13 protein-coding genes and 1 tRNA gene are annotated in these 16,523 nt (G+C 58.9%); all 14 read left to right on the plus strand.

Translation table 11 applies throughout. From position 1 onward, the window contains the following. The coding region (locus BLS08_RS25335; protein ID WP_090337742.1) for an elongation factor Tu at positions 1-846 on the plus strand (846 nt) is incomplete at its 5' end. A 53-nt stretch (positions 847-899) separates the two neighbouring features. Further along, a tRNA-Trp gene (locus BLS08_RS25340) sits at positions 900-975 on the plus strand. A 42-nt stretch (positions 976-1,017) separates the two neighbouring features. Continuing rightward, positions 1,018-1,386 (plus strand): preprotein translocase subunit SecE, encoded by a 369-nt coding sequence (secE, locus tag BLS08_RS25345; RefSeq protein WP_017675627.1) that lies wholly within the window; start codon positions 1,018-1,020, stop codon positions 1,384-1,386. A 9-nt stretch (positions 1,387-1,395) separates the two neighbouring features. Beyond that, on the plus strand, positions 1,396-1,929 hold the full coding sequence (gene nusG, locus BLS08_RS25350) for a transcription termination/antitermination protein NusG (RefSeq protein WP_004373446.1): 534 nt from the start codon (positions 1,396-1,398) through the stop codon (positions 1,927-1,929). A 119-nt stretch (positions 1,930-2,048) separates the two neighbouring features. After that, a complete protein-coding gene (gene rplK, locus BLS08_RS25355; RefSeq protein WP_004373444.1) occupies positions 2,049-2,480 on the plus strand; it encodes a 50S ribosomal protein L11 in 432 nt (143 codons plus the stop codon). Then, on the plus strand, positions 2,480-3,175 hold the full coding sequence (gene rplA / locus BLS08_RS25360) for a 50S ribosomal protein L1 (RefSeq protein WP_017675626.1): 696 nt from the start codon (positions 2,480-2,482) through the stop codon (positions 3,173-3,175). The genes rplK and rplA overlap by 1 nt, the downstream gene beginning before the upstream one ends. Positions 3,176-3,386: 211 nt before the next feature. Continuing rightward, positions 3,387-3,887, plus strand: coding sequence for a 50S ribosomal protein L10 (gene rplJ / locus BLS08_RS25365; RefSeq protein ID WP_003463333.1), 501 nt, complete (start codon positions 3,387-3,389; stop codon positions 3,885-3,887). An 80-nt stretch (positions 3,888-3,967) separates the two neighbouring features. Continuing rightward, positions 3,968-4,336: a 50S ribosomal protein L7/L12 gene (gene rplL, locus BLS08_RS25370; protein WP_013717352.1), complete on the plus strand. Its 369-nt coding sequence runs from the start codon at positions 3,968-3,970 to the stop codon at positions 4,334-4,336. A gap of 221 nt (positions 4,337-4,557) precedes the next feature. Further along, positions 4,558-8,631, plus strand: coding sequence for a DNA-directed RNA polymerase subunit beta (gene rpoB, locus BLS08_RS25375; RefSeq protein ID WP_021488825.1), 4,074 nt, complete (start codon positions 4,558-4,560; stop codon positions 8,629-8,631). 63 nt (positions 8,632-8,694) lie between these two features. After that, positions 8,695-12,894 carry a DNA-directed RNA polymerase subunit beta' gene (gene rpoC, locus BLS08_RS25380; protein ID WP_017675624.1) on the plus strand — a complete coding sequence of 1,400 codons (4,200 nt, stop codon included), beginning with the start codon at positions 8,695-8,697 and terminating at the stop codon, positions 12,892-12,894. 146 nt (positions 12,895-13,040) lie between these two features. Then, positions 13,041-13,412: a 30S ribosomal protein S12 gene (rpsL, locus tag BLS08_RS25385; protein ID WP_003463319.1), complete on the plus strand. Its 372-nt coding sequence runs from the start codon at positions 13,041-13,043 to the stop codon at positions 13,410-13,412. Between the two features lie 103 nt (positions 13,413-13,515). Further along, positions 13,516-13,986 (plus strand): 30S ribosomal protein S7, encoded by a 471-nt coding sequence (gene rpsG, locus BLS08_RS25390; protein WP_003246741.1) that lies wholly within the window; start codon positions 13,516-13,518, stop codon positions 13,984-13,986. Between the two features lie 30 nt (positions 13,987-14,016). Continuing rightward, complete coding sequence (gene fusA / locus BLS08_RS25395) at positions 14,017-16,164, plus strand: elongation factor G (protein ID WP_026088454.1); 2,148 nt, start codon at positions 14,017-14,019, stop codon at positions 16,162-16,164. Positions 16,165-16,194: 30 nt separating this feature from the next. Continuing rightward, positions 16,195-16,523 (plus strand): GTP-binding protein (locus BLS08_RS25400; protein ID WP_244155391.1); only part of this gene is annotated, 329 nt, incomplete at its 3' end.

Below are 16,523 nucleotides of genomic sequence, written 5' to 3' on the forward strand. Positions count from 1 at the left end.
CGTGAGCACATCCTGCTGTCCCGTCAGGTTGGCGTACCGTACATCGTTGTCTTCCTGAACAAGGCTGACATGGTTGACGACGCTGAGCTGCTGGAACTGGTCGAGATGGAAGTTCGCGACCTGCTGAGTACCTACGATTTCCCGGGTGACGACACTCCGATCATCATCGGCTCCGCGCTGATGGCTCTGAACGGCCAGGACGACAATGGCATGGGTACCACTGCGGTGAAAACCCTGGTGGAAACTCTGGACAGCTACATCCCTGAGCCGGTTCGTGCCATCGATCGTCCGTTCCTGATGCCGATCGAAGACGTGTTCTCGATCTCCGGCCGCGGTACTGTAGTTACCGGTCGTGTAGAGCGCGGTATCGTCCGTATCCAGGAAGAAATCGAAATCGTTGGTCTGCGTCCGACCACCAAGACCACCTGCACCGGCGTTGAGATGTTCCGCAAGCTGCTGGATGAAGGTCGTGCTGGTGAGAACTGCGGCGTGCTGCTGCGCGGCACCAAGCGTGATGAAGTCGAGCGTGGTCAGGTTCTGGCCAAGCCGGGCACCATCAAGCCGCACACCAAGTTCGAAGCTGAAGTGTACGTTCTGTCCAAAGAAGAAGGTGGTCGTCACACCCCGTTCTTCAAGGGCTACCGTCCTCAGTTCTACTTCCGTACCACTGACGTGACCGGTTCGTGCGAACTGCCGGAAGGCGTTGAGATGGTAATGCCGGGCGACAACATCAAAATGGTTGTTACCCTGATCAAGCCGATCGCCATGGAAGATGGCCTGCGTTTCGCAATTCGCGAAGGCGGCCGTACCGTTGGTGCTGGCGTGGTTGCCAAGATCGTCGAGTAATCGGTTGATCTGTTCCTCTCAGGCCGGCATAATGGTCGGCCTGATTTTGCTTTAGGTCAGTAGCTCAATTGGCAGAGCGGCGGTCTCCAAAACCGCAGGTTGGGGGTTCGATTCCCTCCTGACCTGCCATTTTCTAACGAATCTGGCGTGTCTTTCACAGGATCCTCTCGAATGAATGTTAAGGCTGAAGCCAAAGACTCTCGCTTTGATCTGGTCAAGTGGCTGGTTGTCGCTGCCCTGGTTGCTGTGGGTGTTGTCGGTAATCAGTACTTCTCTGCTGAGCCGGTTCTGTATCGCGTTCTGGGCTTGGTTGCGTTGGGTGCTGTTGCTGCTTTCGTGGCGTTTCAGACTGCTCGTGGTCAAGCGTTCGCGGTGCTGCTGAAAGAAGCGCGTGTCGAGATTCGTAAAGTTGTTTGGCCGACCCGTCAGGAAACCATGCAGACCACTCTGATCGTGGTTGCGGTGGTCCTGGTGATGGCGCTGCTGCTGTGGGGGCTTGATTCCCTGCTCGGTTGGCTTGTTTCCCTGATTGTTGGTTAAGGGTGTCTCGTGGCTAAGCGTTGGTACGTCGTGCATGCCTACTCGGGTTACGAGAAGCATGTGATGCGCTCGCTCATCGAGCGCGTGAAACTGGCTGGTATGGAAGATGACTTTGGCGAGATTCTCGTTCCCACTGAAGAGGTGGTCGAGATGCGCAATGGTCAGAAGCGCAAGAGTGAGCGCAAGTTCTTCCCTGGCTATGTTTTGGTGCAGATGGAAATGAACGAGGCGACTTGGCACTTGATCAAGGATACGCCGCGCGTCATGGGCTTCATTGGTGGTACGGCCGACAAACCGGCGCCGATCACCGAGAAAGAAGCCGAAGCCATTCTGCGTCGTGTTGCCGATAGTGGTGACAAGCCCAAGCCGAAGACGCTGTTCGAGCCGGGCGAGATGGTACGAGTTGTCGATGGCCCGTTCGCCGATTTCGGTGGTGTGGTCGAAGAAGTGAATTACGAGAAGAGCCGCATCCAGGTTGCTGTGACCATTTTCGGTCGCTCCACCCCGGTCGAGCTGGAGTTCAGTCAGGTCGAGAAGGCATAACTGACATAAGCATCCCTCACCCCGCAGCCTTAGGCTGCGGGGTTTTGTCGTCACTGGGATAAATGCGTAAGTAACCTCGGGGAGCCGTCAGGCGTTCGAACCCGAAATTGGAGTAGCTAATGGCTAAGAAGATTCAGGCTTATATCAAGCTGCAGGTTAAAGCCGGTCAGGCAAACCCGTCGCCACCCGTCGGCCCCGCTCTGGGTCAGCACGGCGTGAACATCATGGAATTCTGCAAGGCGTTCAACGCCAAGACTCAGGGCATGGAACCCGGTCTGCCGACTCCTGTGATCATCACCGTTTACAGCGACCGCAGCTTCACCTTTGAAACCAAGAGCACCCCGGCATCGGTACTGCTGAAGAAGGCCGCCGGCCTGACCAGCGGTTCCGCTCGTCCGAACACCGTCAAAGTAGGCACCGTTACCCGTGCTCAGCTGGAAGAGATCGCCAAGACCAAGCAGGCTGATCTGACTGCCGCTGACCTGGATGCGGCCGTGCGCACCATCGCCGGCTCCGCTCGTAGCATGGGCCTGAACGTGGAGGGTGTGTAATGGCTAAGTTGACCAAGCGCCAAAAGGCCATCGCGGCCAAGGTTGAAGCCGGCAAGGCATACACCTTTGAAGAAGCTGCCGGCCTGCTGGCCGAGCTGTCTGCCGTCAAGTTCACCGAGTCCTTCGACGTCGCCGTGAACCTGGGTGTAGATCCGCGTAAATCCGACCAGGTTGTACGTGGCGCCACCGTTCTGCCGAACGGCACTGGCAAGACCGTACGCGTTGCCGTGTTCACCCAGGGTCCGGGCGCTGAAGCTGCTCTGGCTGCCGGTGCTGACAAGGTTGGTATGGACGACCTGGCTGCCGAAATGAAGGCAGGCGATCTGAACTACGACGTGGTCATCGCTTCTCCGGACGCCATGCGCGTCGTTGGCCAGCTGGGCCAGGTACTGGGCCCGCGCGGTCTGATGCCGAACCCGAAAGTCGGCACCGTTACTCCGGACGTCGCTACCGCTGTCAAGAACGCCAAGGCTGGTCAGGTGCGTTTCCGTACCGACAAGAACGGCATCATCCACACCTCCGTTGGCAAGGTCGGCTTCGAAGCCGCTGCGCTGAAGCAGAACGTGGAAGCCCTGCTGTCCGACCTGAAGCGTCTGAAGCCGTCGACCTCGAAAGGTATCTACGTCAAGCGCGTGACCCTGAGCACCACCATGGGTCCGGGTCTGATCATCGATCAGGCTTCGCTCGACGCGTAAGTGATTGGGCCGGTAGCCATGGGCTGCCGGCTTTGAAAGATTGGGGTCCCTGCCTGGCGGGGGCTATCCAAGACCGTAGGTGACTCGCGTTTTAAATGTCAGGTTCGCCTGATGGCCTACGCAGATGGTGCTCCCGATTCGTTACCGAATCAGACACCAAAACGCCGCCGAGCTCCGGTTCGGCGATACGGTAAAAACCAGGAGTAAACCCGTGGCAATTAAACTCGAAGACAAGAAGGCCATCGTCGCTGAAGTCAACGAGGCTGCCAAAGCCGGTCTGTCCGCTGTCGTGGCTGATGCCCGTGGCGTGACCGTCGGCGCAATGACCGGACTCCGTAAAGAGGCCCGCGAAGCTGGTGTGTACGTGAAAGTCGTGCGTAACACCCTGCTCAAGCGCGCCGTTGAAGGCACTCAGTTTGACGTGCTCAACGACGTGTTCAAAGGCCCGACCCTGATCGCATTCTCCAACGAACACCCGGGCGCTGCTGCTCGTCTGTTCAAGGAGTTCGCCAAGGGTCAGGACAAGTTCGAGATCAAGGCAGCTGCGTTCGAGGGCAAGTACCTCGCAGCAAACCAGATCGACGTACTGGCAAGTCTGCCGACCCGCGACGAGGGCATCGCCCAGCTGATGAGCGTTATTCAAGGCGCCACCAGCAAACTCGCTCGCACTCTGGCAGCCATTCGCGACCAGAAAGAAGCTGCTGCTGCCTAAGGCAGCGTGAGCCCTTTCGAAATCAAACGTTTAATTTGATGGTCGCGTAGGCCGTCACCCCAATACAGGAATTGATAGTCATGTCTCTGACTAACGAGCAAATCATCGAAGCTATCGGCCAGAAATCCGTTATGGAAATCGTTGAGCTGATCAAAGCGATGGAAGAAACCTTCGGCGTTACCGCTGCTGCCGCTGTTGCCGCCGGCCCGGCTGCTGCCGCTGCTGCTGTCGAAGAGCAGACCGAGTTCAACGTTGTCCTGGCTGAAGCCGGCGACAAGAAAGTGAACGTGATCAAGGCTGTTCGCGAGCTGACCGGTCTGGGCCTGAAAGAAGCCAAGGAGAAGGTTGACACCGCTCCTCAGGTCATCGCTGAAGGTCTGACCAAAGAAGCTGCTGAAGACGCCAAGAAGAAGCTGGAAGAAGCTGGCGCCAAGGTCGAGCTCAAGTAAGTTCGTACCTTGCGTCTACAGCCCGAGCGACTCGCACAAGGCTGATGGCTGGTGGCTTTTGCCACCGGCCTTTTTCCGTTCTAGGTTGGCTGTTCAACAGCCGGCCTGGAGCCGAAAAGACCCCGCCCGAGAGGCGGTTGCAAACCGAGGGTTTGCACGATTTTCTGGTCACCGCCGCCGGCGCTGGCCAAACAAGCAGGTGACCAAGCTGGGGAACGCTGATGGCTTACTCATACACTGAGAAAAAACGTATCCGCAAGGACTTTAGCAAGTTGCCGGATGTCATGGATGTGCCTTACCTCCTGGCCATCCAGCTGGATTCGTACCGCGAATTCCTGCAGCAAGGGGTGAGCAAGGAACAGTTCCGCGACATCGGCCTGCATGCGGCCTTCAAATCGGTATTCCCGATCATCAGCTACTCCGGCAACGCCGCCCTGGAGTACGTCGGCTATCGCCTGGGCGAGCCGGCGTTCGACGTCAAGGAGTGCGTCCTGCGTGGCGTGACCTTCGCCGTGCCGCTGCGCGTGAAAGTGCGCCTGATCATTTTCGACAAAGAATCGTCGAACAAAGCGATCAAGGACATCAAAGAGCAGGAAGTGTACATGGGCGAGATTCCGCTCATGACCGAGAACGGTACCTTCGTCATCAACGGTACCGAGCGTGTGATCGTGTCCCAGCTGCACCGTTCGCCGGGTGTGTTCTTCGACCACGACCGTGGCAAGACCCACAGCTCGGGCAAGCTGCTGTACTCCGCTCGCATCATTCCTTACCGCGGCTCCTGGCTGGACTTCGAGTTCGATCCGAAGGACGCGGTATTCGTGCGTATCGACCGTCGCCGCAAACTGCCGGCTTCCGTCCTGCTGCGCGCACTGGGCTACAGCACTGAAGAAGTACTGGATGCCTTCTATGACACCAACGTCTTCCATGTGAAGGGCGAGAGCCTGAGCCTGGAGCTGGTTCCGCAGCGTCTGCGCGGCGAAATCGCCGTTCTCGACATCAAGGACGGCAGCGGCAAGGTGATCGTGGAGCAGGGCCGTCGTATCACGGCTCGCCACATCAACCAGCTGGACAAGGCTGGCATCAAAGAGCTGGAAGTTCCGCTCGACTACGTCATTGGCCGTACCACTGCCAAGGCGATCGTGCACCCGGCTACCGGCGAAATCATCGCCGAGTGCAACACCGAGCTGACTGCCGACCTGCTGGTCAAGATGGCCAAGGCGCAGGTGGTTCGCTTCGAGACTCTGTACACCAACGACATCGACTGCGGTCCGTTCATCAGCGACACGCTGAAGATCGACAGCACTACCAATCAGTTGGAAGCGCTGGTCGAGATCTACCGCATGATGCGTCCCGGCGAGCCGCCAACCAAGGATGCTGCCGAGACCCTGTTCAACAACCTGTTCTTCAGCGCCGAGCGTTACGACCTGTCTGCCGTTGGCCGCATGAAGTTCAACCGTCGTATCGGTCGTACCGAGATCGAAGGTTCGGGCGTGCTGAGCAAGGAAGATATCGTTGCCGTATTGAAGACCCTGGTCGACATCCGTAACGGCAAGGGCATCGTCGACGACATCGACCACCTGGGTAACCGTCGTGTACGTTGCGTCGGCGAAATGGCCGAGAACCAGTTCCGCGTTGGCCTGGTGCGTGTAGAGCGCGCGGTCAAGGAACGTCTGTCGATGGCCGAAAGCGAAGGCCTGATGCCGCAGGACCTGATCAACGCCAAGCCGGTTGCGGCGGCGGTGAAAGAGTTCTTCGGTTCCAGCCAGCTCTCGCAGTTCATGGACCAGAACAACCCGCTCTCCGAGATCACCCACAAGCGTCGTGTTTCCGCACTTGGCCCAGGTGGTCTGACTCGTGAGCGTGCAGGCTTCGAAGTCCGCGACGTACACCCGACTCACTATGGTCGCGTGTGCCCGATCGAAACGCCGGAAGGTCCGAACATCGGTCTGATCAACTCGCTGGCTGCCTACGCCCGCACCAACCAGTACGGCTTCCTGGAAAGCCCGTACCGCGTGGTCAAGGAAGGCAAGGTCACCGACGAGATCGTGTTCCTGTCCGCCATCGAAGAGGCCGACCACGTTATCGCCCAGGCGTCTGCGACCCTGAACGACAAGGGTCAGCTGATCGACGAGCTGGTAGCCGTACGTCACCTCAACGAATTCACCGTCAAGGCGCCGGAAGACGTGACCCTGATGGACGTGTCGCCGAAGCAGGTCGTTTCCGTCGCTGCCTCGCTGATTCCGTTCCTCGAGCACGACGACGCCAACCGCGCACTGATGGGTTCGAACATGCAGCGTCAGGCTGTACCGACCCTGCGCGCCGACAAGCCGCTGGTAGGTACCGGCATGGAGCGCAACGTCGCCCGTGACTCCGGTGTCTGCGTCGTGGCCCGTCGTGGTGGTGTGATCGACTCCGTCGATGCCAGCCGTATCGTGGTTCGCGTCAACGATGACGAAGTCGAAACTGGCGAAGCCGGTGTCGACATCTACAACCTGACCAAATACACCCGCTCCAACCAGAACACCTGCATCAACCAGCGTCCGCTGGTGAGCAAAGGTGACAAGGTGGCGCGTAGCGACATCATGGCTGACGGCCCGTCCACCGATATGGGTGAACTGGCGCTGGGTCAGAACATGCGCGTGGCGTTCATGCCGTGGAACGGCTTCAACTTCGAAGACTCCATCTGCCTGTCTGAGCGCGTGGTTCAGGAAGACCGCTTCACCACGATCCACATTCAGGAACTGACCTGTGTGGCGCGTGACACCAAGCTCGGCCCAGAGGAAATCTCCTCTGACATCCCGAACGTGGGTGAAGCTGCTCTGAACAAGCTGGACGAAGCCGGTATCGTCTACGTCGGCGCCGAAGTCGGCCCGGGCGACATCCTGGTCGGTAAGGTCACCCCGAAAGGCGAGACCCAGCTGACTCCGGAAGAGAAGCTGCTGCGTGCGATCTTCGGTGAGAAGGCCTCTGACGTTAAGGACACCTCCCTGCGCGTGCCGACTGGCACCAAGGGTACCGTCATCGACGTGCAGGTCTTCACCCGTGATGGCGTGGAGCGCGACTCGCGCGCCCTGTCCATCGAGAAGATGCAGCTGGACGAGATCCGCAAGGACCTGAACGAAGAGTTCCGCATCGTCGAAGGCGCGACCTTCGAGCGTCTGCGTTCCGCTCTGGTTGGCGCTATCGCCGAAGGCGGCGCTGGTCTGAAGAAAGGTACCGCGATCACCGACGAGTTCCTCGACGGTCTTGAGCGTGGCCAGTGGTTCAAACTGCGCATGGCCGACGACGCCCTGAACGAGCAGCTGGAGAAGGCTCAGGCCTACATCTCCGACCGCCGTCAGATGCTCGACGACAAGTTCGAAGACAAGAAGCGCAAGCTGCAGCAGGGCGATGACCTGGCGCCGGGCGTACTGAAGATTGTCAAGGTTTACCTGGCCATCCGCCGTCGCATCCAGCCGGGTGACAAGATGGCTGGTCGTCACGGTAACAAGGGTGTGGTCTCGGTGATCATGCCGGTCGAAGATATGCCGCATGACGCCAACGGTACTCCGGTTGACATCGTACTGAACCCGCTGGGCGTTCCGTCGCGTATGAACGTCGGTCAGATTCTCGAAACCCACCTGGGCCTCGCGGCCAAGGGCCTGGGCGAGAAGATCAACCGCATGCTCGAAGAGCAGCGCAAGATCGCCGAACTGCGCAAGTTCCTCGCTGAGATCTACAACGAGATCGGTGGCCGTCAGGAAAACCTCGACGAGTTCTCCGATACCGAGATCCTCGAGCTGGCGAAGAACCTCAAAGGCGGTGTACCGATGGCGACTGCCGTGTTCGACGGCGCCAAGGAAACCGAGATCAAGGCCATGCTGAAGCTGGCTGATCTGCCGGAGAGCGGCCAGATGCGCCTGTTCGACGGTCGTACCGGTAACCAGTTCGAGCGTCCGACTACCGTCGGCTACATGTACATGCTCAAACTGAACCACCTGGTGGACGACAAGATGCACGCCCGTTCCACTGGTTCCTACAGCCTGGTTACCCAGCAGCCGCTGGGTGGTAAGGCGCAGTTCGGTGGTCAGCGTTTCGGGGAGATGGAGGTCTGGGCACTGGAAGCCTATGGCGCCGCCTACACCCTGCAGGAAATGCTGACCGTGAAGTCGGACGACGTGAACGGCCGTACCAAGATGTACAAGAACATCGTGGATGGCGATCACCGTATGGAGCCGGGCATGCCCGAGTCCTTCAACGTACTGATCAAAGAGATCCGTTCGCTCGGCATCGATATCGATCTGGAAACCGAATAACACGACGTGAATCGGCAGCGGGGCTAGTCCAGCTCGCTGCCCGCTCCGCCAGGAGGAAAGGCCTTGAAAGACCTACTGAATTTGCTGAAAAACCAGGGTCAGATCGAAGAGTTCGACGCCATCCGTATCGGATTGGCCTCGCCTGAGATGATCCGTTCGTGGTCGTTCGGTGAAGTTAAAAAGCCGGAAACCATCAACTACCGTACCTTCAAGCCAGAGCGCGACGGCCTGTTCTGCGCCAAGATCTTTGGCCCGGTCAAGGACTACGAGTGCCTGTGCGGCAAGTACAAGCGCCTCAAGCACCGCGGTGTGATCTGCGAGAAGTGCGGCGTTGAAGTGGCCCTGGCCAAGGTTCGTCGTGAGCGCATGGCGCACATCGAACTGGCCTCGCCGGTCGCCCACATCTGGTTCCTGAAGTCGCTGCCGTCGCGTATCGGCCTGCTGATGGACATGACCCTGCGTGATATCGAGCGCGTGCTCTATTTCGAGAGCTACGTCGTGATCGACCCGGGCATGACTACCCTCGAGAAGGGTCAGCTGCTGAACGACGAACAGTACTTCGAAGCCCTCGAAGAGTTCGGTGATGACTTCGACGCGCGCATGGGCGCCGAGGCCGTGCGCGAGCTGCTGCACGCCATCGACCTGGATCACGAGATCGGCCGCCTGCGCGAAGAAATTCCGCAGACCAACTCCGAGACCAAGATCAAGAAGCTGTCCAAGCGCCTGAAGCTGATGGAAGCCTTCAAGGACTCCGGCAACCTGCCGGAGTGGATGGTGCTGACCGTTCTGCCGGTTCTGCCGCCGGATCTGCGCCCGCTCGTTCCGCTGGATGGTGGCCGTTTCGCCACTTCCGACCTGAACGATCTGTACCGCCGCGTGATCAACCGTAACAATCGTCTGAAGCGCCTGCTCGATCTGTCCGCGCCGGACATCATCGTGCGCAACGAAAAGCGCATGCTGCAGGAAGCGGTCGACGCCCTGCTCGACAACGGCCGTCGCGGTCGCGCCATCACTGGCTCGAACAAGCGTCCGCTGAAGTCGCTGGCCGACATGATCAAAGGTAAGCAAGGTCGCTTCCGTCAGAACCTGCTCGGTAAGCGCGTGGACTACTCCGGTCGTTCCGTGATCACCGTGGGCCCGACCCTGCGTCTGCACCAGTGCGGTCTGCCGAAGAAGATGGCTCTCGAGCTGTTCAAGCCGTTCATTTTCGGCAAGCTGGAAATGCGTGGTCTGGCGACCACCATCAAGGCCGCCAAGAAGATGGTCGAGCGCGAGCTGCCGGAAGTGTGGGACGTTCTCGCTGAAGTGATCCGCGAACACCCCGTCCTGCTCAACCGTGCGCCGACCCTTCACCGCCTGGGCATCCAGGCGTTCGAACCGGTACTGATCGAAGGTAAAGCGATTCAGCTGCACCCGCTGGTCTGCGCCGCGTACAACGCCGACTTCGACGGTGACCAGATGGCCGTTCACGTGCCGCTGACCCTGGAAGCCCAGCTCGAAGCGCGCGCGCTGATGATGTCGACCAACAACATCCTGTCGCCCGCCAACGGTGAGCCGATCATCGTGCCGTCGCAGGACGTGGTACTGGGTCTGTACTACATGACCCGTGAAGCGGTGAACGCCAAGGGTGAAGGTCGCGTCTTCGCCGACCTGCAGGAAGTCGACCGCGTGTTCCGCGCCGGCGAAGCGTCCCTGCACGCCCGCGTGAAAGTGCGTATCAACGAAACCATCAAAGAGAAAGATGGTTCGATCACCAAGAACACCCGCATCGTCGACACCACCGTCGGCCGCGCGCTGCTGTTCCAGATCGTACCGGCCGGCCTGTCTTACGACGTGGTCAACCAGTCGATGAAGAAGAAGGCGATCTCCAAGCTGATCAACCAGTGCTACCGCACCGTTGGTCTGAAGGACACCGTGATCTTCGCTGACCAGCTGATGTACACCGGTTTCGCTTACTCGACCATCTCCGGTGTGTCGATCGGCGTGAACGACTTCGTCATCCCGGACGAGAAGGCGCGCATCATCGACGCCGCCACCGAGGAAGTGAAGGAAATCGAATCGCAGTACGCCTCCGGCCTGGTTACCCAGGGCGAGAAGTACAACAAGGTGATCGACCTCTGGTCGAAGGCCAACGATGAAGTCTCCAAGGCGATGATGGCCAACCTCTCGAAAGAGCCGGTTGTCGATCGCGAAGGCAAGACCGTCGAGCAGGAGTCCTTCAACTCCATGTACATGATGGCGGACTCCGGTGCTCGTGGTAGCGCCGCCCAGATCCGTCAGCTGGCCGGTATGCGTGGTCTGATGGCCAAGCCGGACGGCTCCATCATCGAAACGCCGATCACCGCGAACTTCCGCGAAGGTCTGTCGGTTCTGCAGTACTTCATCTCCACTCACGGTGCTCGTAAAGGTCTGGCGGATACCGCACTGAAGACCGCGAACTCCGGTTACCTGACTCGTCGTCTGGTCGACGTGGCGCAGGATCTGGTGGTGACCGAGATCGATTGCGGTACCGAGCACGGTCTGCTGATGACGCCGCACATCGAAGGCGGCGACGTGGTCGAGCCGCTGGGTGAGCGCGTACTGGGTCGAGTAATCGCCAAGGACGTGTTCAAGCCAGGCACCGAGGACGTCATCGTTCCGGCCGGCACCCTGATCGACGAGCAGTGGGTCGAGTTCATCGAGCTGAACAGCGTCGACGAAGTGGTCGTGCGTTCGCCGATCACCTGCGAAACCCGCTTCGGCATCTGCGCCAAGTGCTACGGCCGCGATCTGGCTCGTGGTCACCAGGTCAACATCGGTGAAGCTGTCGGCGTTATCGCTGCGCAGTCCATCGGTGAGCCGGGTACCCAGCTGACCATGCGTACGTTCCACATCGGTGGTGCTGCAAGCCGTACTTCGGCTGCCGACAGCGTCCAGGTGAAGAACGGTGGTGCGATCCGTCTGCACAACCTCAAGCACGTCGAGCGCGTGGACGGCAATCTGGTAGCGGTTTCCCGCTCCGGCGAGCTGGCTGTGGCTGACGAGTTCGGTCGTGAGCGTGAGCGCTACAAGCTGCCGTACGGTGCCGTGATTTCCGTGAAGGAAGGCGACAAGGTCGACGCTGGCGCCATCGTCGCCAAGTGGGACCCGCACACCCACCCGATCGTGACCGAAATGAAGGGTACCGTGACCTTCGTCGGCATGGAGGAGGGCATCACCATCAAGCGCCAGACCGACGAACTGACCGGTCTGACCAACATCGAGGTTCTCGATCCGAAGGATCGTCCGGCTGCTGGCAAGGACATTCGTCCGGCCATCAAGATGGTCGACGCCAACGGCAAGGAACTGCTGCTGCCGGGTACCGACGTTCCCGCTCAGTACTTCCTGCCAGCCAACGCCCTGGTCGGCGTGGCTGACGGTGCGCAGATTGCGGTCGGTGACGTTATCGCCCGTATCCCGCAAGAGACCTCGAAAACTCGCGACATCACCGGTGGTCTGCCGCGCGTTGCCGACCTGTTCGAAGCCCGTCGTCCGAAGGAAGCTTCGATCCTGGCGGAAATCAGCGGCACCATTTCGTTCGGTAAAGAGACCAAGGGCAAGCGCCGTCTGGTCATCACCCCGACCGATGGTAGCGATCCGTACGAGGAGCTGATTCCGAAGTGGCGTCACCTGAACGTCTTCGAAGGCGAGCAAGTGAACCGCGGCGAAGTTATCTCCGACGGCCCGAGCGATCCGCACGACATCCTGCGTCTGCTGGGTGTGAGCGCGCTGGCCAAGTACATCGTCAACGAGATCCAGGACGTTTACCGTCTGCAGGGCGTGAAGATCAACGACAAGCACATCGAGACCATCCTGCGTCAGATGCTGCGTAAGGTCGAAGTCAGCGAGTCCGGCGATTCGTCCTTCATCAAGGGCGATCAAATGGAGCTCACCCAGGTTCTGGGCGAGAACGAGCGTCTGGCCGAAGAGGACAAATTCGTCGCCAAGTACACCCGCGTACTGCTGGGTATCACCAAGGCGTCGCTGTCCACCGAGTCGTTCATCTCGGCAGCGTCCTTCCAGGAAACCACTCGCGTCCTCACCGAGGCAGCGGTTACTGGCAAGCGCGACTACCTGCGTGGTCTGAAAGAGAACGTGGTCGTGGGTCGCCTGATCCCGGCCGGTACCGGTCTGGCATATCACAGCGAGCGCAAGCGCAAGCGTGATGCCGACAAGCCGGTGCGTGTCAGCGCTAGTGAGGTGGAAGCCGCACTGACCGAAGCGCTGAACTCCAGCGGAAATTGAGTCGAAGCCTCGCTAGTTCGCTAGCGGGGCTTTGCCTTGACTGGGGGCGTGAGTCTCTTTAGACTCATGCACCCCTAAATTTGGCAGGGCGTTGTGCTCTGCCATCTTTATTTGTGAGCGTCGAAAGACAACAGTGGAGCTAGTAGATGGCAACTATCAACCAGCTGGTACGTCAGCCGCGTAAGCGTATCGTCGAGAAATCCGACGTACCTGCGCTGCAGAACTGCCCGCAACGTCGTGGCGTGTGCACTCGCGTGTACACCACTACGCCGAAAAAACCTAACTCGGCACTGCGTAAAGTATGCCGCGTGCGTCTGACCAACGGTTTCGAGGTTTCCTCGTACATCGGTGGTGAAGGCCACAACCTGCAAGAGCACAGCGTCGTGCTGATCCGTGGCGGTCGTGTAAAAGACCTTCCGGGTGTGCGCTACCACACCGTGCGTGGTTCGCTGGATACCTCCGGCGTCAAAGACCGTAAGCAAGGTCGTTCCAAGTACGGTACCAAGCGTCCGAAATAAGGCCGCTTGAATCTTTATATTTAGTTGAGTCGATAAGAGTAAGGTCGGGCGCGGCTTTTGCCGAAAGTCCCGGGCTAACCTGAAGACCGTTTGAGGGCTTATCATGCCAAGACGTCGTGTAGCAGCAAAACGTGAGATTCTCGACGATCCGAAGTACGGATCGCAGATTCTCGCCAAGTTCATGAACCACGTGATGGAAAGCGGCAAGAAGGCCGTGGCCGAGCGCATCGTTTACGGTGCTCTGGACACAGTCAAAGCACGCAAGAACAGCGATCCCCTGGAGATCTTCGAGAAAGCTCTCGACGCCATCGCTCCGCTGGTCGAAGTCAAGTCCCGCCGTGTAGGCGGTGCTACCTACCAGGTTCCGGTCGAAGTTCGTCCGTCGCGTCGTAACGCTCTGGCAATGCGCTGGCTCGTAGACTACGCCCGCAAGCGCGGCGAGAAGTCCATGGCTCTGCGTCTGGCTGGTGAGCTGCTGGATGCTGCTGAAGGCAAAGGCGCTGCTGTCAAGAAGCGTGAAGACGTGCACCGTATGGCTGAAGCCAACAAGGCTTTCTCGCACTACCGCTTCTAATTCCGGCTCCACTAACCTTGCGAGGGCTTTATGGCTCGTAATACAGCAATTAACCGCTACCGTAATATTGGTATCTGTGCCCACGTTGACGCGGGCAAGACCACCACTACCGAGCGGATCCTGTTCTACACAGGCCTGAGCCACAAGATGGGCGAGGTGCATGATGGCGCCGCGACCACCGACTGGATGGTTCAGGAGCAGGAGCGTGGTATTACCATTACTTCTGCTGCTATCACCACCTTCTGGAAGGGTTCGGTTGGTCAGTACGACAACTACCGCGTAAACGTCATCGATACCCCCGGTCACGTTGACTTCACCATTGAAGTAGAGCGCTCGCTGCGCGTGCTCGACGGTGCTGTCGTTGTGTTCTGTGGTACTTCGGGCGTTGAGCCGCAGTCCGAAACCGTATGGCGTCAGGCCAACAAGTACGGCGTTCCGCGTATCGTCTACGTGAACAAGATGGACCGTGCTGGTGCCAACTTCCTGCGCGTCGTCGGTCAGATCAAGAACCGTCTGGGCCACACCCCGGTACCGATTCAGATCGCCATCGGTTCAGAAGAGAACTTCGAAGGTCAGGTTGATCTGATCAAGATGAAGGCAATCTACTGGAACGAAGACGACAAGGGCACTACCTATCGTGAGGAAGAGATTCCTGCTGAGCTGGTAGACCTGGCCAACGAGTGGCGCTCGAACATGGTTGAGGCTGCTGCCGAAGCCAACGAAGAGCTGATGAACAAGTACCTTGAAGAAGGTGACTTGTCGGCCGAAGAGATCAAGGCTGGTCTGCGCGCCCGTACCCTGGCGAGCGAGATCGTGCCGGCTGTCTGCGGCTCCTCGTTCAAGAACAAGGGTGTTCCCCTGGTTCTCGATGCTGTCATCGACTTCCTGCCTGCTCCGACCGAGATCCCTGCGATCAAGGGTATTCACCCGGATCTGGCCGACAAGCCGAAAGAGGAAATCGCCGAAGGCGATTACGACGAGCGCCATGCCGACGACAACGAGCCGTTCTCGGCTCTGGCGTTCAAGATCGCTACCGACCCGTTCGTCGGTACGCTGACCTTTGTGCGCGTCTACTCGGGCGTTCTGGAGTCTGGCCAGTCGGTCATCAACTCCGTGAAAGGCAAGAAAGAGCGCGTTGGTCGTATGGTGCAGATGCACGCCAACCAGCGTGAAGAGATCAAAGAAGTGCGCGCTGGTGACATCGCGGCTCTGATCGGTATGAAGGACGTCACTACCGGTGAAACCCTGTGCGATCCGGACAAGCAGATCATCCTCGAGCGCATGGACTTCCCGGAGCCGGTCATTTCGGTAGCTGTAGAGCCGAAAACCAAGGCTGACCAGGAGAAGATGGGTATTGCACTGGGCAAGCTGGCTCAGGAAGACCCGTCGTTCCGCGTCAAGACTGACGAAGAAACCGGTCAGACCATCATCTCTGGTATGGGTGAGCTGCACCTGGACATCCTCGTTGACCGCATGAAGCGCGAATTCAACGTCGAGGCCAACATCGGCAAGCCACAGGTTTCCTACCGTGAAACCATCACCAAGGACGCTGTCGAGATCGAAGGTAAGTTCGTTCGTCAGTCCGGTGGTCGCGGTCAGTTCGGTCACTGCTGGATTCGTTTCTCGACTCCGGACGTGGACGACAAGGGCAACATCACCGAAGGTCTGGTGTTTACCAACGAAGTCGTAGGTGGTGTGGTTCCGAAGGAATACATCCCGGCGATCCAGAAGGGTATCGAAGAGCAGATGAAGAACGGCGTTGTTGCCGGCTATCCGCTGATCGGCCTGAAGGCGACCGTGTTCGATGGTTCCTACCACGACGTCGACTCCAACGAGATGGCGTTCAAGATCGCTGCCTCCATGGCGACCAAGCAGCTGGCCCAGAAGGGTGGCGGTAAGGTGCTTGAGCCGATCATGAAGGTAGAAGTGGTAACTCCTGAGGATTACATGGGCGACGTGATGGGTGACCTGAACCGTCGTCGTGGTCTGATCCAGGGTATGGAAGATTCGGTGTCCGGTAAGGTTATCCGTGCCGAAGTTCCGCTGGGCGAGATGTTTGGTTACGCTACCGACGTCCGTTCCATGTCCCAGGGTCGCGCCAGCTACTCCATGGAATTCTCCAAGTACGCAGAGGCTCCGGCGAACATCGTCGAAGCACTGGTTAAAAAACAAGGCTAATCCCGCCCTTTAAGTAAGAGGTTTACTGTCGTGGCTAAGGAAAAATTCGAACGTAACAAACCGCACGTCAACGTCGGCACCATCGGTCACGTTGACCACGGTAAAACCACTCTGACCGCTGCTCTGACCCGCGTCTGCTCCGAAGTTTTCGGTTCGGCCAAGGTCGACTTCGACAAGATCGATAGCGCTCCGGAAGAGAAGGCTCGTGGTATCACCATCAACACTGCGCACGTGGAGTACGACTCTGCCGTACGTCACTACGCACACGTTGACTGCCCGGGTCACGCCGACTACGTGAAGAACATGATCACCGGTGCTGCCCAGATGGACGGCGCGATCCTGGTCTGCTCGGCTGCCGA

It is taken from the genome of Ectopseudomonas chengduensis (assembly GCF_900102635.1).
Classification (GTDB): Bacteria; Pseudomonadota; Gammaproteobacteria; order Pseudomonadales; family Pseudomonadaceae; genus Aquipseudomonas; species Aquipseudomonas chengduensis.